This window comes from uncultured Amaricoccus sp., from assembly GCF_937858865.1.
Lineage (GTDB): Bacteria > Pseudomonadota > Alphaproteobacteria > Rhodobacterales > Rhodobacteraceae > Amaricoccus.
In genome coordinates, this window is sequence record NZ_CALLYO010000030.1 from 1 (window position 1) to 16832 (window position 16832).

General features: G+C 71.1%; 18 protein-coding genes. 10 read left to right on the plus strand and 8 right to left on the minus strand.

The window, feature by feature from the left end; genetic code table 11:
• From Q0112_RS00660 to Q0112_RS00675, 4 genes are all read right to left on the minus strand, one after another.
• Positions 1 to 766: NnrS family protein (locus tag Q0112_RS00660; protein ID WP_297970179.1), on the minus strand; the 766-nt coding region annotated here is incomplete at its 3' end.
• The gene (locus Q0112_RS00665; RefSeq protein WP_297970181.1) at positions 763 to 1512 is read right to left on the minus strand and encodes an ABC transporter ATP-binding protein; all 750 of its coding nucleotides are present in this window, start codon (positions 1510 to 1512) and stop codon (positions 763 to 765) included. The genes Q0112_RS00665 and Q0112_RS00660, both read right to left, overlap by 4 nt.
• Entirely contained in the window at positions 1509 to 2321 is an 813-nt protein-coding gene (locus Q0112_RS00670; protein ID WP_297970183.1) for an ABC transporter permease, read from the minus strand. The genes Q0112_RS00665 and Q0112_RS00670 overlap by 4 nt, the downstream gene beginning before the upstream one ends.
• A gap of 162 nt (positions 2322 to 2483) precedes the next feature.
• Positions 2484 to 3479: an ABC transporter substrate-binding protein gene (locus Q0112_RS00675; RefSeq protein ID WP_297970185.1), complete on the minus strand. Its 996-nt coding sequence runs from the start codon at positions 3477 to 3479 to the stop codon at positions 2484 to 2486.
• 219 nt (positions 3480 to 3698) lie between these two features.
• Between Q0112_RS00675 and Q0112_RS00680 the strand changes: the two genes are divergently transcribed.
• From Q0112_RS00680 to Q0112_RS00715, 8 genes are all read left to right on the plus strand, one after another.
• On the plus strand, positions 3699 to 4313 hold the full coding sequence (locus Q0112_RS00680; protein ID WP_297970187.1) for a ribonuclease H-like domain-containing protein: 615 nt from the start codon (positions 3699 to 3701) through the stop codon (positions 4311 to 4313).
• On the plus strand, positions 4313 to 5299 hold the full coding sequence (locus Q0112_RS00685) for an SIS domain-containing protein (RefSeq protein ID WP_297970189.1): 987 nt from the start codon (positions 4313 to 4315) through the stop codon (positions 5297 to 5299). Before Q0112_RS00680 ends, Q0112_RS00685 begins: the two co-directional genes overlap by 1 nt.
• Before the next feature lie 3 nt (positions 5300 to 5302).
• Positions 5303 to 5917, plus strand: coding sequence for an LPS export ABC transporter periplasmic protein LptC (gene lptC, locus Q0112_RS00690; protein ID WP_297970191.1), 615 nt, complete (start codon positions 5303 to 5305; stop codon positions 5915 to 5917).
• 8 nt (positions 5918 to 5925) lie between these two features.
• The gene (gene lptA / locus Q0112_RS00695) at positions 5926 to 6429 is read left to right on the plus strand and encodes a lipopolysaccharide transport periplasmic protein LptA (RefSeq protein WP_297970192.1); all 504 of its coding nucleotides are present in this window, start codon (positions 5926 to 5928) and stop codon (positions 6427 to 6429) included.
• On the plus strand, positions 6426 to 7199 hold the full coding sequence (gene lptB, locus Q0112_RS00700; protein WP_297970194.1) for an LPS export ABC transporter ATP-binding protein: 774 nt from the start codon (positions 6426 to 6428) through the stop codon (positions 7197 to 7199). Before lptA ends, lptB begins: the two co-directional genes overlap by 4 nt.
• Before the next feature lie 12 nt (positions 7200 to 7211).
• Positions 7212 to 8558, plus strand: coding sequence for an RNA polymerase factor sigma-54 (gene rpoN / locus Q0112_RS00705; protein WP_297970196.1), 1347 nt, complete (start codon positions 7212 to 7214; stop codon positions 8556 to 8558).
• A gap of 80 nt (positions 8559 to 8638) precedes the next feature.
• Entirely contained in the window at positions 8639 to 9214 is a 576-nt protein-coding gene (raiA, locus tag Q0112_RS00710) for a ribosome-associated translation inhibitor RaiA (RefSeq protein WP_297970198.1), read from the plus strand.
• 30 nt (positions 9215 to 9244) lie between these two features.
• Positions 9245 to 9709 (plus strand): PTS sugar transporter subunit IIA, encoded by a 465-nt coding sequence (locus Q0112_RS00715; protein ID WP_297970200.1) that lies wholly within the window; start codon positions 9245 to 9247, stop codon positions 9707 to 9709.
• Positions 9710 to 9803: 94 nt separating this feature from the next.
• Here the strand turns inward: Q0112_RS00715 and galU are convergent, their stop codons facing one another.
• From galU to cysQ, 3 genes are all read right to left on the minus strand, one after another.
• Complete coding sequence (galU, locus tag Q0112_RS00720; RefSeq protein WP_297970202.1) at positions 9804 to 10724, minus strand: UTP--glucose-1-phosphate uridylyltransferase GalU; 921 nt, start codon at positions 10722 to 10724, stop codon at positions 9804 to 9806.
• A gap of 128 nt (positions 10725 to 10852) precedes the next feature.
• A complete protein-coding gene (locus Q0112_RS00725) occupies positions 10853 to 11662 on the minus strand; it encodes a 3-deoxy-manno-octulosonate cytidylyltransferase (protein ID WP_297970205.1) in 810 nt (269 codons plus the stop codon).
• A 3-nt stretch (positions 11663 to 11665) separates the two neighbouring features.
• On the minus strand, positions 11666 to 12460 hold the full coding sequence (gene cysQ / locus Q0112_RS00730; protein ID WP_297970207.1) for a 3'(2'),5'-bisphosphate nucleotidase CysQ: 795 nt from the start codon (positions 12458 to 12460) through the stop codon (positions 11666 to 11668).
• Positions 12461 to 12602: 142 nt separating this feature from the next.
• On the opposite strand from cysQ, the gene Q0112_RS00735 reads away from it, so the two are divergent.
• The gene (locus tag Q0112_RS00735) at positions 12603 to 14075 is read left to right on the plus strand and encodes an APC family permease (protein ID WP_297970209.1); all 1473 of its coding nucleotides are present in this window, start codon (positions 12603 to 12605) and stop codon (positions 14073 to 14075) included.
• 6 nt (positions 14076 to 14081) lie between these two features.
• Here Q0112_RS00735 and Q0112_RS00740 read toward each other — a convergent pair whose 3' ends face one another.
• Positions 14082 to 14690, minus strand: a complete 609-nt coding sequence (locus tag Q0112_RS00740; RefSeq protein ID WP_297970211.1) for an alpha-ketoglutarate-dependent dioxygenase AlkB — start codon at positions 14688 to 14690, stop codon at positions 14082 to 14084.
• A 183-nt stretch (positions 14691 to 14873) separates the two neighbouring features.
• On the opposite strand from Q0112_RS00740, the gene dnaK reads away from it, so the two are divergent.
• Positions 14874 to 16796, plus strand: a complete 1923-nt coding sequence (gene dnaK, locus Q0112_RS00745) for a molecular chaperone DnaK (RefSeq protein WP_297970214.1) — start codon at positions 14874 to 14876, stop codon at positions 16794 to 16796.
• Positions 16797 to 16832: the final 36 nt, after the last annotated feature.

Genomic DNA, 16832 nt, shown 5'->3' on the forward strand with positions numbered 1-16832 from the left:
CCTCGGCCATCCGGTCCATGAAGCCGGCCCCGGCCGCGATCCAGAGAAAGCCGCCGACTGCCGGCGAGACGCCCGCCACCTCTCCCGCGACCGCCAGCGCCACCAGCCCCGGTGCGAGGTTCATCCGCCCCGGATGCGGCCGGAAGGGCGAGGTCCGCTCGCTCGGATCGAGCACCACGTTGGTGACGGGCACGGTGACGCGCGCCAGCGCCAGCCCGAGCAGGCCGAGAAAGAGGAGGCCGGCGATGCGCAGCCAGCCCGCCGCCGCCGCGCCGTCGCCGATCAGCATCGCGAGCCGCGCCAGCCCGGCGGCCAGCGTCAGCGCCGCGACCCACCCGAGGAAGGCGGTCACCCGCGTCGTCCGGCGCTCGACCGAGACGCGGGCGAGATAGGCGAGGAGGAACCCCAGCCAGGCGAGATCGGCCAGCGCCGCCGGCAGGACGAGCGCGTCGGCGCCGGTCAGCCCGGCCAGCCGCGCCGCGCCCCAGAGGCCGGCCAGCCACCAGAGCGGCCGCCCGCGCAGCCGGGGCGAGTTGGTCCATTCGGGCACCGCCGTGGTCAGGAAGCCGATCAGCGCCGCGCCCCAGGCGCCGAAGATCATCTCCGTCGCGTGCCACACGCCGGGCGGCAGCTCGCGGGCGAAGGGCAGGTCGAACGACCAGAGGCCGACCCAGAGCAGCGGCCAGAGCGCGGCCTGCAGCGCCGCCAGCGGGAAGAAGATGCGGAACCCCTCATCCGACAGCACCCGGGAGAGCGGCAGCGTCATGGCCTGACCCGCTCGTCGATGTCGTCGATATGGGCGAAGAGCGCGTCCCTCTCCAGGAACTGCTGCCGCCGCTCGAAGGTCTCGGCATCGTCGCGCTCGCCCGGCTGCCCCGGCAGCCACCTTTCGCCGGCGATGCCGCGGCCGTAGGGGTCGAGGACGAGGATGCGGTGGCTGATGCGGATCGCCTCCATCAGGTCGTGGGTGATGAAGAGCGCCGCGAAGCGCGCCCCGCGCGCCGCCTCGATCACGAGATCCTGCATCCGCCGCTTCAGCGCCACGTCGAGCGCGGTGAAGGGCTCGTCGAAATAGACGAAGTCGGGCTCGACGACCAGCGCCCGGGCGATCGCCACCCGCTGGCGCATGCCGCCCGAGAGCTCGACCGGATACTTCCCGAGGTCCTCGGCCTCCAGCCCGGCGCGGGCCGCCGCGGCGAGGACGCTGGCGCCGCGATCCCGGCGCGGCCGGCGCGCCAGGCGCAGCGGGAAGCCGATGTTGCCGGCCGCCGTCGCCCAGGGCATCAGCCGCGGGTCCTGGAATACCATGGCGTGGCGGGCGTAGCGGCGGGCGACCTGCCCGTCGCGCGGCTCCTCCAGCCCGGCGGCGATATGGGCGATCGTCGACTTGCCCGAGCCGGACGGCCCGACCAGCGCGACGATCTCGCCGGGCGCGACCGCGAGCGAGATGCCCTCGAGCACGGTGCGGCCGAAGAAGGCATGGCCGATGCCGGAGAGCTCGAGCAGGCTCACCGCTTCACCCCCCAGGGCGCGGCGGCGTCGCGCCAGCGCTCGAGCTCGGCGCGGGCCGGGCGGATCAGCCCGTATTCGACCAGGATCAGCGCCGCGACGGCGAGGCTCACCCAGGCGAGCGCCTCGGCCACGTCGAGCATGGCGCGCGCCCGGGCCAGCGCGCCGCCGACCCCGCCGGCGTTGGCGAGGAGCTCGGCCATCACCGCCACCTTGAAGGCGGTGCCGAGCGCGAGCAGCAGCGCGGGAAAGAGGTGCGCCGCGATCTGCCGCACCGCGACATGGGTGAAGCGCCGGACGGGGCCGGCGCCGAAGGCCTTCGCCATGGCGTCGAGCCCTCGGTCGCGCGTTACCACCCCCTCGACCGCGCCGACGAAGACGATGGGGGTGGCGGAGATCAGGATGGTGATCGCGACGGTGCCGTCGCCGGTGCCGAACCAGATCATCGCCAGCACGATCCAGGCGATGGGCGGCACGCCGAGGATGACCGTCAGGATCGGGCGGGCGATGCGCAGCGTGGCGGGCGAATAGCCGGCCGCGACGCCGGCGACGGTGCCGGCCAGCGCGCAGAGCGCGAAGCCGGTCACCGCGCGCTCGACGGTCGTCGCCAGCATGGCGCGGGCGCTGCCGTCGGTCAGCAGCCGCGCGGCGGCGGCCAGCGTCTCGAGCGGCGCCGGCAGGATGAAGGCGCCATAGGCCTCGTGCCCCGCCTGCCAGAGGGCGGCGAGGAGCGCGAGCCCGGCCAGCCCCGCCCAGCCGGACCAGAGGAACCGCCCCAGCCGGGCGAGGCGGTCGAGCCCGACCCAGAGCATCTCAGAACGACCTCCGCCAACGGGCCCGCCGACGCGGTGAGCCCCTTCCGTGCTGCGCGTTAACCTTGGTTGAGAAGTGGTTAGCGTTTATGACTTTTCCGTTCACTTTCAACAAGTTGCCCAAAGCCCGCACTGTGCGGACCCGTGCGGGCGGGCGCCCTTTCAGAGGGCGTAGAAGCCGTCGTCGGGCAGCTTGCCGCCGATGATCGCCGCATCGGAGGCGGCCATCAGCTTCAGCATCGCCTCGACGGCCGGCCGCGCCTCGCTCGCCGGGACCGCCGCCAGGTTGGAGTAGGGGATCGAGGCCGCCAGCACCGGCGCCGGCTGCTCCAACGGCCCGGTCGCCGAGGCGGCCGCCGCCGCCGGATCCGCGTTCACCGCCGCCGTGACCTCGGCCAGCCGCCGCTGCAGCTCGCCGACGAGATCGGGGTTCGCCGCCGCGAAGCCCTCGGTCACCGCCAGCCCCGCCTGCGGCAGCACCGGCCCGAGCCCGGTGACGGCCCCCCATTCCTGCTGCAGGTCCACCGCGCGCGCCAGCGCCCGGCCCGCCTGCCCGCCGCGCAGCACGGCGACGGTGGACGAGGGTTCCGAGAGGACGGCGACGTCGATCTGCCCGGCGAGCAGCAGCTGCGCCGCCTCGATCGGGCTCCCCGAGGATTCAAGCGTCACCGAGTCGCCGAGGCCGTGGTGGGCGAGCAGGGCGCGCAGGATGAAGTCGGGGGTGTCGTTGACGAAGGGGACCGCCAGGCGCTTGCCGGCGAGGCCGGCCAGCCCGCCGACCGCCCCCTCGCCCGCGACGATGTAGAGCAGCCCGTTCGTCATCGTGTTGACCAGCCGCAGCCCGAGCCCGCGGTTGTAGAGGTTGGCCGCCGCTTGCACCGGCACGACCGACAGGTCGATCGCCCCCGAGGTCAGCCCGGCGCGCAGCTCGTCCGGGGTCCGCCAGACCGTCAGCGACACCTCGTCCGCGAGATCGGCCAGCGCGCCGGTGGCGACGGCATGGGCGAGCGTCACGCTCGGCCCGGCGGGCGGGCCGTAGAGCGCGAGCCGCGGAGCGGCCGCCGCGCGCAAGAGGCCGGGAGCGGCGAGCGAAGCCCCGAGGCCGGCGGTGCCGGCCAGGAACGTGCGGCGGGAAAGGTCGGGCAACGGTCGGCGCATGACAGCCTCCTTGGCGTTAGGTTCTGGCTGGCTGGCTTGCGCGGGCTGGCTGCGGTACCGGCGGACTCGTCGGCCCTTCCGCTCCGATAGAGTAGGCATCGGCCGCCGTCTTTGAAGTTGCTCAAATTGCCGCAGCTCCCCTTGCCATGCGTCCCGATAGCGCTGGACATCGTGCGCCGGGGCTGAAAGATGCCCCCGCGCGGGCATGCGAGGGCTCCGATGGCCAGTTTTCTCTATCACGGCGATCTTCCGGACGGGCTCGACCTCGGGCCGGTGGTCGCCATCGACACCGAGACGATGGGCCTCAATCCCGCCCGCGACCGGCTCTGCCTGGTACAGCTCTCCGGTGGCGACGGCGACGCACACCTGGTGCAGATCCCGGCCGGCCCGGTCGAGGCGCCGAACCTCGCGGCGATGCTCGCCGATCCCGCGACGCTGAAGCTCTTCCACTTCGGCCGCTTCGACATCGCGGTGCTGCTCAACCGCTTCGGCGTGCTGACGGCGCCGGTCTACTGCACCAAGATCGCCTCGCGCCTGGTCAGGACCTACACCGACCGCCACGGGCTCAAGGACCTGGTGCGCGAGCTGCTCGAGGTTGACATCTCGAAGCAGCAGCAGTCGAGCGACTGGGGCGCGGTCACCCTCAGCCAGGCCCAGATCGACTATGCCGCCTCGGACGTCCTCTACCTGCACCAGCTGAAGGGGGCGCTCGACGCGCGGCTGGCGCGCGAGGGCCGGACCGATCTCGCCCAGGCCTGCTTCGACTTCCTGCCGCAGCGGGCGCGGCTCGACCTCGCGGGCTGGGGCGAGATCGACATCTTCGCGCACAGCTGATGGCGCGCACGGCCGGACAGCCGGACGCGGCCGGGCTCGTCGCCACCGGGCGGCGGGTGATCGGCATCGAGGCTGCGGCGCTCGCCGACCTCGCCGAGCGGCTGCCCGAGGGCTTCGCCGCCGCCGCCGGGCTGATGCTCGCCGCGCGCGGGCGGGTCATCCTCTCCGGCATGGGCAAGTCCGGGCACGTCGCGCGCAAGATCGCGGCGACCCTCGCCTCGACCGGCACGCCCGCGCTTTACGTCCACCCGGCGGAGGCGAGCCACGGCGACCTCGGGATGATCACCACCGAGGACGTCGTCCTCCTCCTCTCCAACTCGGGCGAGACGCCCGAGCTCGCCGATCTCATCGCCTATACCCGCCGCTTCGGCATTCCGCTGATCGGGGTGGCGGGCAAGGCCGACTCGACGCTGCTGCGGGCGGCCGACATCGCGCTCGTGTTGCCGCCGGCGCCCGAGGCCTGCTCGGTCGGCCTCGCGCCCACCACCTCGACCACGATGACGCTCGCGCTCGGCGACGCGCTGGCGGTGGCGCTGATGGAGAGCCGCGCCTTCACGCCCGAGGACTTCGCCGGGCTGCACCCGGGCGGGCGGCTCGGCGCGCGGCTCGCCAAGGTCGCCGACCTCATGCACGCGGGCGCGGAGATGCCGCTCGTCGCCACCGGCCTGCCGATGGGCGAGGCGCTGCTCGAGATGACCCGCAAGGGGTTCGGCGTGGTCGGCGTGGTCGATGCCTCCGGCGCGCTCGTCGGGATCGTGACCGACGGCGACCTCCGGCGCCACATGGCCGGCCTGCTCGAGCGGCGGGTGGACGAGGTGATGACCCGCGCCCCGCGGACGATCGCCACCACCGCCCTCGCCTCCGAGGCGCTGAAGGTGATGAACGCCGGCAAGATCACCACGCTCTTCTGCATCGCACCCGAGGCCCCCGGCCGGCCGGCGGGCATCCTGCACGTCCACGACTGCCTGCGCGCCGGCGTGGTGTGAGCCATGGCGGTGGGGCCGGGGCTGCACTCGCGGGTCGTGGCGGTCCTGAAGGTCGGGCTGCCGCTGGTGGCGGTCGGCCTGCTCGCCTCGCTCTTCCTGGTGCAGACCGACGACCGGCTGGCCGGCAACGTGGTCTTCTCGCCGGGAGACGTCGAGGCGCTGGGGAGCGGCCTCAGGATCGACAATCCGACCTTCACCGGCACCACCAGCGGCAACGACCGCTTCCGCTTCACCGCCGCCCTCGTCGAGCCCGACGCGGCCCCGCCCGAGCGGGCGCGGATCACGACGCTCGCCGGGACGCTGCAGCTCCACAACGGGCCGGAGGTGACGGTGAGCGCCGAGCGCGGCGATCTCGACATCCCGACCCAGCGGCTCGACCTCTCGGGCCAGGTCGTCATCACCACCTCGGACGGCTATCGCCTCGCCGCCGACAAGGCGACGATCGACCTGCGCGCGGGGGCCTTCGTCGCCGGGGACGAGGTGCTGACCACGGGGCCCCTCGGCGAGATCACCTCGGGCAGCCTGCACGTGGCCCCGGCCGCGGCGACCGGCGAGGCGCGACGGTTCTCCTTCTCAGACGGCGTGCGGCTGGTATACGATCCGCCCGACCCCGGATGAGGATGGGAATGCGCAGGTTTCTGGCGATCGTGGCTGTCGTGCTGCCGGGGCTTGCGTTCGCGCAGGCGGAGGTGCCGTTCGGAGGCCTGCAGCACGACAGCTCGCTGCCGGTCGAGATCACCTCGGACCGGCTCGACCTCGATCAGGCGGCCGGCACCGCGGTCTTCACCGGCCAGGTCAAGGTCGGCCAGGGCACGCTGCGGCTCGCGGCCGACCGGGTCGAGGTCTTCTACGACGAGGCCTCGACGCAGCAGACCGGCAAGGTGCAGCGGATGATCGCGACCGGCAACGTGACGATCGCCAACGGGACGGAGGCGGCGGAGGCCGATCATGCCGTCTACGAGGTGGCGGCGGGCACGATCGTCATGGACGGCAACGTCCTTCTGACCCAGGGGCAGAATGCCCTCTCGAGCGAGCGGCTCGACATCGACCTCAACAGGGGCACCGGCCGCCTCGAGGGCCGGGTGCAGACGATCTTCGTTCCCGGCAGCCAGCCCGGCGCCGCCCGGTGACGGCCCCGCTCGATACCGCGCAACCCGACGTGCGGACTGCCGGGTCGGCCACCGGGCTCGATGTCAGGAACCTCGCCAAGAGCTACAAGGGGCGCCCGGTGCTGCGCGACGTGTCGCTCCGCCTGCACCGCGGCGAGGTGGCGGCGCTGCTCGGCCCGAACGGGGCGGGCAAGACCACCTGCTTCTACGCCATCGCCGGCCTGGTGCCGCCCGACCGCGGCACCATCCTGATCGACGGGCAGGAGGTGACCTGGCTGCCGATGTACCGCCGGGCCAAGCTCGGTATCGGCTACCTGCCGCAGGAGGCCTCGATCTTCCGCGGCCTGACGGTGGCCGACAATATCCGCGCCATCCTCGAGATCAGCGTGCCGGACCCCGAGAAGCGGCACGAGATGCTCGACGAGCTGATGGGCGAATTCTCGATCACCCACCTGCGCCGCGCCCCGGCGATCGCGCTCTCGGGCGGCGAGCGGCGGCGGGTGGAGATCGCCCGCTGCCTCGCGACGCAGCCCAACTACGTCCTGCTCGACGAGCCTTTCGCCGGCGTCGACCCGCTCGCGGTCATGGATATCCGCAACCTGGTGCGGCACCTGAAGGACCGCGGGATCGGCGTTCTGATCACCGACCACAACGTGCGCGAGACGCTGGAAATCGTCGACCGAGCCTATATCCTGCACGACGGCACGGTGCTGATGACCGGGACGCCCGAAGAAGTGGTGCGCGACGACAATGTCCGGCGGGTCTATCTTGGCGAGAGCTTCCGCATCTGAGGCGCCGGGCTGATGGCGCTCTCGCCGCGGATGGAGCTGCGTCAGAGCCAGTCTCTGGTGATGACGCCGCAGCTTCAGCAGGCGATCAAGCTGCTGCAGATGTCGGGCGTCCAGCTCGCCGAGTACCTGGCGACGGAGGTCGAGAAGAACCCGCTGCTCGAACTCGCGCCGCCCCCCGCCGGGGGGGTGCGGCCGGGCGGCGGCGAGGGGAGCTATCTCGACACGCTGGCCGAGGAGGAGACGCTCTTCGGCCATCTGCGCGCGCAGGTCGGCGCAATGCGTGCGCTGCCGGCGGTGGTGCAGGCGGCGCTCGCCCTGGTCGATGAGCTGGAGGAGGACGGCTACCTGCGCGTGCCGCTCGCCGAGGTGGCGGCGCGGCATCGGCTGCGGCCGGCCGAGGTGCTGGCCGGGCTAGAGCTCGTGCAGGCCTGCGAGCCGACGGGGGTCGGGGCGCGCAACCTGAAGGAGTGCCTGGCGCTGCAGCTCGCCGAGCGCGACCGGCTCGACCCGGCGATGCAGGCGATGCTCGACAACCTGCCGCTGGTGGCGCAGGGCCGGCTCGGCGAGCTCGAGGCGCGCTGCGGCGTGGACGCCGAGGACGTCGCCGACATGCTGGCCGAGCTTCGCGCGCTCGACCCCCGGCCAGGCCTCCGCTTCGCCCGCGAGACGGTGCAGAGCGCCGTCCCGGACGTCCATGTCCGCCGCGGGTCCGACGGCGGGTGGGTCGTGGAGCTCAACACGGACGCCCTGCCGCGGGTGCTGACGAACAACGTCTATGCCGCCAGCGTCGGCGGGCACGACGCCGGCGCCGCCGCCTTCATCTCCGAATGCCGCGCCAGCGCCCGCTGGCTGGTGCGGAGCCTCGAGCAGCGGGCGCGGACCGTCCTGCGGGTGGCGACCGAGATCGTCGCGCGGCAGGACCGTTTCTTCCGCACCGGCGTCTCGGAGCTGAAGCCGCTGACCCAGCGGGCGGTGGCGGGAAGCCTCGGGCTGCACGAATCAACCGTCAGTCGCGTAGCGACGGGAAAGTACATCTCATGCGAACAGGGATGCTTCGACTTCCGCTTCTTCTTCAGCTCGGCGATCCAGGCCGTCGCGGGCGGCGAGGCCTTCTCCGCGGCGGCGGTCCAGGAGCGCATCCGCGGGCTGGTCCAGGGCGAGCGGCGGCCGGGCAGCCTGTCGGACGACAAGCTCGTCCTTCTCCTCAAGGGCGAGGGGATTGGTATTGCGCGACGGACGGTCGCCAAATACCGTGAAGGGATGGGCATCCCGTCTTCCGTGGAGCGCCGGCGCCTGAGGAGCTCGCTTTCCGCTCCCCGAGCGGTGGGGAGTTCTCAGGCCGGCGGCGCACGCGATTGACAATGGAATCCGAGCCGTCCATAGGGACCGCCGAAACGCGGCGGAGCCGGATGAGTGGTCGGGGAAAGCGGGGCGACGCTATGCGCATTCAGGTCAGCGGCAAACAGATCGATATCGGCGAGGCCTTGCGGCAGCATGTCGAGGATCGCCTCGGCGAGGCGGTGTCGAAGTACTTCGACCGCCCGGTCGAGGCCGTGGTGACCTTCTCGAAGGAGGGGCACCTCTTCGTCACCGATTCCTCGGTGCATCTGCCGACCGGCATGAAGGCGCAGGCCACGGCGCGGGCGGAGGAGATCTATGCCTCCTTCGACGGGGCGGTGGAGCGGATGGACAAGCAGCTCCGCCGGTACAAGCGCCGGCTGAAGGACCACCACCGCGACCGGCAGGACCCGATTGAAGCCATAGGTGCCTCGTCCTACATACTTGCCGGGGAAGGAGACGAGGGGGAGGGCGAACCCGCCAGCCTGCAGCCAGTCATCGTTGCCGAGACGGAGACCCAGGTCCAGCTGCTGTCCGTCGGCGAGGCGGTGATGCAGATGGAGCTGGCCGGGGCCGATCTTCTGGTCTTCCGCAACGAGGCGCACGGCGGGGTCAACGTCGTGCACCGGCGGCAGGACGGAAACATCGGCTGGATCGACCCCCGCCGCCCCCTCTGAGGGGCGAGGGGTCAAGAGGAGTTCCGGTCCATGGAGCTATCGGAGATCATCGGCATCGAGGCCGTTCGCGCGCCCGTCAAGGCGACGAGCAAGAAGCGGCTGCTGCAGGATCTCGCGGAAATGGCGGAGGCCGTCTACGGGCTGCCGTCGGAGACCGTCTATCGCGCGCTGATGGATCGCGAGGCACTGGGGCCGACGGGCGTCGGCCGCGGCGTGGCGATTCCGCATGCCCGCTTCGCGGGGGTGGGGACCGTGCTCGGGCTCTTCGTGCGCCTGGAGAAGCCGGTCGACTTCGAGTCGATCGACCGGCAGCCGGTCGATCTGGTCTTCGCGCTCTTCGCGCCGGAATCGGCCGGGGCGGAGCATCTCAAGGCGCTGGCCCGGGTGTCGCGGACGCTCCGCAGCGAGGCGGTCTGCGCCAAGCTCCGCTCGACCTTCGACCCTTCGGCGCTCTACGCGATCCTGACCGACGGCAAGGCGGAGCAGGCCGCCTGACCGTGACCCGTGCGGGTGTCTTGCACGCCAGACACCCGCCAAGAGACTGATATTGCTGGAATATCTGGTCGCGTTAGCCGGAGGGAAACCTTCGTTAGCGGCTGCCGGCAGCCGCCTTCCCCGGTGCGCCCGTCTCGCTGCAGACGAAGGAGCGCAGGAAGTCGCGGAACTCGTCCCGCAGCTCGGGCCGGGCCAGGCCGAAGGCGACGGTGGCCTGGAGATAGCCGGGCTGGGTGCCGCAGTCGAAGCGGCGGCCCTCGAAGCGAAAGGCCCTCACGTCCCTGCCGGCGGCGATCTCGGCGGCGATCGCGTCGGTGAGCTGGATCTCACCGCCGGCCCCCGCCTCGACGTCGTCGAGGTTGCGCAGCACCTGCGGCGTCAGGATGTAGCGGCCGATCACCGCCATGTTCGAGGGCGCGACCTCGGGCCTCGGCTTCTCCACCATGCTCCTGACCGGCATCGAGGCGGCTCCGGTCGAGGTGTCCACATCGACGATGCCGTAGGAGGAGACGCTCTCGCGCGCGACCTCCATGGTCGCGACCATGTTGCCGCCGGTCTCGGCGTGGGCCTCGATCATCTGCTGCAGGCAGGGCTTCTCGGCGTCGATCACGTCGTCGGGCAGCATGACCGCGAAGGGCTCGTCGCCGATCAGCCGGCGCGCGCACCAGACCGCGTGGCCGAGCCCGCGGCGCTCGTGCTGCCGGACGTAGGCGACGGCGCCGCTCTCCATGTCGGTCTGCTTCAGCGTGTCGAGGAGCCTGGTCTTGTTGCCCTCGCGCAGCGCCGCCTCGAGCTCGGGGGCGCTGTCGAAATAGTCCTCGAGCGCGCTCTTGCCGCGGGAGGTGATGAAGATGAACTCGCTGATCCCGGCGGCGCGCGCCTCGTCGATCGCGTACTGGATCAGCGGGCGGTCGACGAGCGGCAGGATCTCCTTCGGGACAGACTTGGTGGCAGGCAGGAAGCGCGTGCCGAACCCCGCGACCGGAAAGACCGCTTTCGTCACCCTGTTGGCCATGAAATCTCGCTCCAGATCTGGTCGCGGACCGGGGTCTCGTTTCGCGCGGCACTCTAGCCGCCGGTCTGCGAAATACAATCACGCACTCGTTCGACGGCAACCTGCCGCCAAGGTTCACCGTGCCCGGTTCACGGCAGGCCGAGCCGCGCGAGGATCGCCTCGATGCGCGGCACGTCGGTCGGGTTGTTGAGCTCCCAGAAGGCACGGCCGAGCGCCTCGACCTCGACGCAGCGGACGGGCACGCCGCTCTCCATGAAACGGAGCTGCTCGAGCCCCTCCCAGGTCTCGAGCGGGCCCATCGGCCACTCGGGATAGGGATCGAGCGCCGCCCGCCGGTAGGCATAGACGCCGACATGGTGGAAGACCGGGATCTCCTCCTCCGGGCCGAGGGCGCGGCCGGTATAGGGGATGACCTCCTTGGAGAAGTAGAGCGCCCGGCCCGCGCGGTCGAAGACGGCGGTGGTGGCGCCGACCCGGCCGTTGCGCCGGTCCTCGAGGAAGCCCGCCAGCGTTTCGGCGTCGCAGCGCAGCACCGGCGTCGCGACGAGGCTGGCCGGGTCGGCGCGCATCGCCTCGACCAGCGCCTCGACGAACCAGGGCGGGGTGAGCGGCGCGTCGCCCTGGAGGTTGACGACGATGTCGTCCGCGCCGGCGAGGTCGCGCGCCACCAGCGCGCAGCGCTCGGTGCCGTTGCGGCAGGTGTCGGGCGTCATCGCCACCTCGGCGCCGAAGCCGCGGGCGGCCTCGGCGATGCGCTCGTCGTCGGTCGCGACGATGACGTGGTCCACGCGGCCCGCGCCGGCGACCGAGCGGGCCGCCTCCCAGCTGCGGCGGATCAGGCTGCGCCGCTCGCCGGTGGCGCCGGCGAGCTCGACGAGCGGCTTGCCGGGATAGCGGGTCGAGGCGTAGCGCGCCGGGATGACGACGAGAACGGCCACCGGTCAGCCCGCGATGAGCTCGATGCCGGGTGCGCAGGCGATGAAGAAGGGGTTCTCGAAGCCGGCCTTGCCGTAGGCGAGCGGCGCGTGGTCGTCGAAGCGCACCACCTTGCCGCCGGCGCCGAGGAGCACCGCCTGGCCGGCGGCGGTGTCCCATTCCATCGTCCGCCCGAGCCGGGGATAGAGGTCGGCCTCGCCGGCGGCGACCAGGCAGAACTTGAGCGAGGAGCCGGCCGAGCGGAAGTCGCCGACCGAGTAGCGGGCGATATAGTCGTCGGTCGCCTTGTCGCGGTGCGACTTGGAGGCGACGACGACGAGCGCCGCCGGGTCGGGCCGGCCGACGCGAAGCGGGGTGAGCGCGCCGGGGGTGGCGCCGAAGGGCGCGGCTTCCTCCTGCGACCGGCCGGCGGCGTCGGTATAGAAGAGCCGGTCCTTTGCCGGGGCGTAGACCACGCCGCGGGTCGGGACGCCGTCCTCGATCAGCGCGATGTTCACGGTGAAGTCGCCGCGGCGCTGTACGAATTCCTTGGTGCCGTCGAGCGGGTCGACCAGGAAGAAGACCGGCGCCTGCACGCCGTGGCTCTCGGCCTGCTCCTCGGTCACGACCGGGATCTCGGGAAAGGCGGCGGCGAGGCCGCGCGAGATGATGCGGTCGGCGCGCTCGTCCGCCTCGGTGACCGGCGAGGCGTCGGCCTTCGAGCGGACCTCGAAGTCGGCGCCGTCATAGACCTGCATGATGGCCGCCCCGGCGTCGAGCGCGAGCTGGCGGATGGTCGGGACGATGCGGGCGTAGTCCATGGGTACTCCGTTACTCCGTGACGAACGGGTGCCGGTATGGACCGCGCCGGGCCGCTTTGCAAACCCCGAGTGGGACTTGCGCTTGACCCGAGCCGCCCTTGGGGGGACGCTCGTTCCGCGATGATCGCAGGGAGGGACAAGGATGGCCACCACCGCATCGCCGGCGACCCCGCAGCACGCCACCCCGCACGAGACCGAGCTCAACCGGGTGATGGGGCCGAAGCTCCTTCTCCTGTTCATCGTCGGCGACATCCTCGGGACCGGGGTCTATGCGCTGACCGGCACCGTCGCCGGCGAGGTGGGCGGGGCGGCCTGGGCGCCCTTCCTGGTCGCCTTCGCCGTCGCGACGATCACCGCGCTCTCCTATCTCGAGCTCGTCACCCGCTATCCGCAGGCGGCCGGCGCCGCGCTCTACACCCACCGCGCCTTCGGCGTGCACTTCCTGACCTTCCTCGTCGCCTTCACCGTGATGTGCTCGGGGATCACCTCGGCCTCGACGGCGTCGAACGCCTTCGCGGGCTTCCTCTCCGACGGCTTCGGCCTCGGCTTCGAGGCGGGCAGCGCCGGCATCCTCGCCCTGGCGCTCGGCTTCATGGTGATCGTCGCCGCGGTCAACTTCCGCGGCGTCGGCGAGAGCGTGAAGGCGAACGTGGTGCTGACCTGCGTCGAGCTCTCGGGCCTGCTGATGATCATCCTGATCGGCTTCTGGGCGATGAGCCAGGGGCGGGCCGACTTCTCCGAGGTGATGATCTTCCGCTCGTCGGAGGAGAAGGGCGCCTTCATGGCGCTGACCGCGGCCACCTCGCTCGCCTTCTTCGCGATGGTGGGGTTCGAGGACTCGGTCAACATGGCCGAGGAGTGCACCGACCCGGTGCGCGACTTCCCGCGGATGATGCTGACCGGGCTCGGCATCACCGGGCTCATCTATGTCCTCGTTTCGATCTGCGCCGTGGCGCTGGTGCCGGTCGGCGACCTGGTCGATCCCGCCAAGGGCTCGGCGCTCACCCAGGTGGTGCGGGCGGGCGCCCCGGGGCTGCCCTTCGACAGGATCTTCCCCTTCATCGGCATGTTCGCAGTGGCGAACTCGGCGCTCATCAACATGCTGATGGCGAGCCGGCTGCTCTACGGGCTGGCGCGGCAGGGGGTGCTGCCGCACGTGCTCGGGACGGTGCATCCCACCCGCCGCACGCCCTGGGTGTCGATCCTCTTCACCACGGCGATCGCCTTCGGGCTCATCTACTTCGTGGTGACGAACAGCCAGGCGCAGGCGATCAGCCTGCTCGGCGGCACGACGGCGCTGCTGCTGCTCTGCGTCTTCACCATCGTCAACATCGCGCTGCTCGTGCTGCGCAGCCAGGCGGTCGGCCACGCCCACTTCCGCGCGCCCCGCTGGGTGCCCTGGGTCGGCGCGGCGAGCTGCGCCTATCTCGCCGGGCCCTGGGCGCGCAGCGCGGCGCAGCTGCCGCAGTACCGGATCGCCGCCTGGCTGCTCGGGATCGGGGTTCTGCTCTGGGCGCTGACCTGGGCGTGGAACCACTTCATGCGCCACCGCCCCGTCGAGCTCGAGCATCCGGAGGAACTCGCCGAGCATCACGGCAGCGGGCCGACCAACTGAGCGGCGTCAGTCGACCACGCGGCAGGTGAGGTTGATCCGCCCGCCCTCGGGCAGCAGCGTCGAGCTGCCGGCGCGGATGCGGTCGATGCCGTGGTAGGCGAGGCGCGCCGGGCCACCGAAGACGACGACGTCGCCCGATTCGAGAAGGACGGTCGAGGTCGGGTCCCTGCGGCTCGGGCCGCCCATGCGGAAGAGGGCGCTGTCGCCGAGGCTGATCGAGAGAACGGGGAAGGAGAAGTCCTTCTCGTCCGCGTCGCGGTGCATGCCCATCCGCGCGGTCGCGGCGTAGTGGTTGACCAGGCAGCAGTCGGGGTCGCGCCCGGCCGGGACGAGGGCGCGCCAGACCGCGAGCACGGAGGCCGGGATCGGCGGCCAGGGGACGCCGGAGGGGTGGCGGTCGACGTAGCGGTAGCCGCTGCGGTCGGTGAACCAGCCGTAGCGCCCCGCAGAGGTCATGCGCACGCTCATCGGCCTGCCCCAGGGGGTGAGCGGGGCGAAGAAAGGCGCCGCCGCGGCGACGGCGCGGATGTCGGCGGCCATCGCCGCCTGGGCGGCGGGGTCGAGCCAGCCCTTGCGGATCTCGAAGCCGCCCATGGAGACCGTCGGCCGGATCATCGCGCATTCCCCCGGAAAAAGCCCGCCGGCGGTCCGGCCGCCTGCTTGCGAGCGAAAAACCCGGCTCCTATATAGCCTGCAACCGCTGATCCGCACGCGCCCGTGAGGATCGGATCCAGGGATGACGGGCGGGTGCCTCCTTGCCGGGCCAGCCCGTGAAATCGCCGCTTGAAAGGATCGTGCATGTCTAAAGTCATCGGTATCGACCTCGGCACCACCAACTCCTGCGTCGCCATCATGGACGGATCGCAGGCCCGCGTGATCGAGAATTCCGAGGGGGCGCGCACCACGCCCTCGATCGTCGCCTTCACCGACGACGAGCGGCTGGTCGGCCAGGCCGCCAAGCGCCAGGCGGTCACCAATTCCGAGAATACCCTCTTCGCCATCAAGCGGCTGATCGGCCGCCGCACCGACGACCCGATGGTCGCCAAGGACAAGGAGATGGTGTCCTACAAGATCGTCCCCGGGCCGAACGGCGACGCCTGGGTCGAGGTCAAGGGCGAGAAGTACTCCCCCAGCCAGATTTCCGCCTTCATCCTGCAGAAGATGAAGGAGACCGCCGAGTCCTACCTCGGCGAGAAGGTGAGCCAGGCGGTCATCACCGTTCCGGCCTACTTCAATGACGCCCAGCGGCAGGCCACCAAGGACGCCGGCAAGATCGCCGGGCTCGAGGTGCTCAGGATCATCAACGAGCCGACGGCGGCAGCGCTCGCCTACGGGCTCGACAAGTCCGGCACCAAGACGATTGCGGTCTACGACCTCGGCGGCGGCACCTTCGACATCTCGATCCTCGAGATCGACGAGGGGCTCTTCGAGGTGAAGTCCACCAACGGGGATACCTTCCTCGGCGGCGAGGATTTCGACATGCGCATCGTCCAGTACCTGGCCGACGAGTTCAAGAAGGAGTCGGGCGTCGACCTGACCAAGGACAAGATGGCGCTGCAGCGGCTGAAGGAGGCTGCGGAGAAGGCGAAGATCGAGCTTTCGAGCGCCAGCCAGACCGAGATCAACCAGCCGTTCATCTCGATGGACCCGAAGACGCACCAGCCGCTCCACCTGGTGATGAAGCTGACGCGGGCGAAGCTCGAAAGCCTGGTCGCCGACCTGATCGCCAAGACGCTGAAGCCCTGCCAGAACGCGCTGAAGGACGCCGGCGTCTCCAAGGGCGAGATCGACGAGGTCGTCCTCGTCGGCGGCATGACCCGCATGCCGAAGGTCATCGAGGAGGTGCAGAAGTTCTTCGGCAAGGAGCCGCACAAGGGCGTCAACCCGGACGAGGTCGTCGCCGTCGGCGCCGCGATCCAGGCCGGCGTGCTGCAGGGCGACGTGAAGGACGTCGTGCTGCTCGACGTGACCCCGCTCTCGCTCGGCATCGAGACGCTGGGCGGCGTCTTCACCCGGCTCATCGACCGCAACACCACGATCCCGACCAAGAAGAGCCAGATCTTCTCCACCGCCGAGGACAACCAGAACGCGGTGACGATCCGGGTCTTCCAGGGCGAGCGCGAGATGGCGGCCGACAACAAGCTGCTCGGCCAGTTCAACCTCGAGCAGATCCCGCCGGCCCCGCGCGGCATTCCGCAGATCGAGGTGACCTTCGACATTGATGCCAACGGCATCGTCTCCGTTTCCGCCAAGGACAAGGGGACGAACAAGGAGCAGAAGATCACCATCCAGGCCTCGGGCGGGCTCTCGGACGCCGACATCGAGAAGATGATCAAGGAGGCCGAGGAGAATGCCGAGGCCGACAAGCAGCGGCGCGAGCTGGTCGAGGCGCGGAACCAGGCCGAGAGCCTGATCCACGGCACCGAGAAGTCGGTGCAGGAGCATGGCGACAAGGTCGACCCGACCACGGTCGAGGCGATCGAGCTGTCGATCAAGGCGCTGAAGGAGGCGATGGAGAGCGAGGATGCGGAGAAGATCCGCGCCCGCGCCCAGGACCTGACCGAGGCGTCGATGAAGCTCGGCGAGGCGATCTACAAGGCGCAGCAGGAGGCCGAGGCCGGTGCGGCCCCGGGCGACGGCGCGACGACGGGCACCGCCTCGGACGACGACGTGGTGGACGCCGACTTCGAGGATCTCGACCAGGACAACAAGAAGTCCTGATCCGCGAGGATAGCTGGGATGGCCCCCGGATCCGGG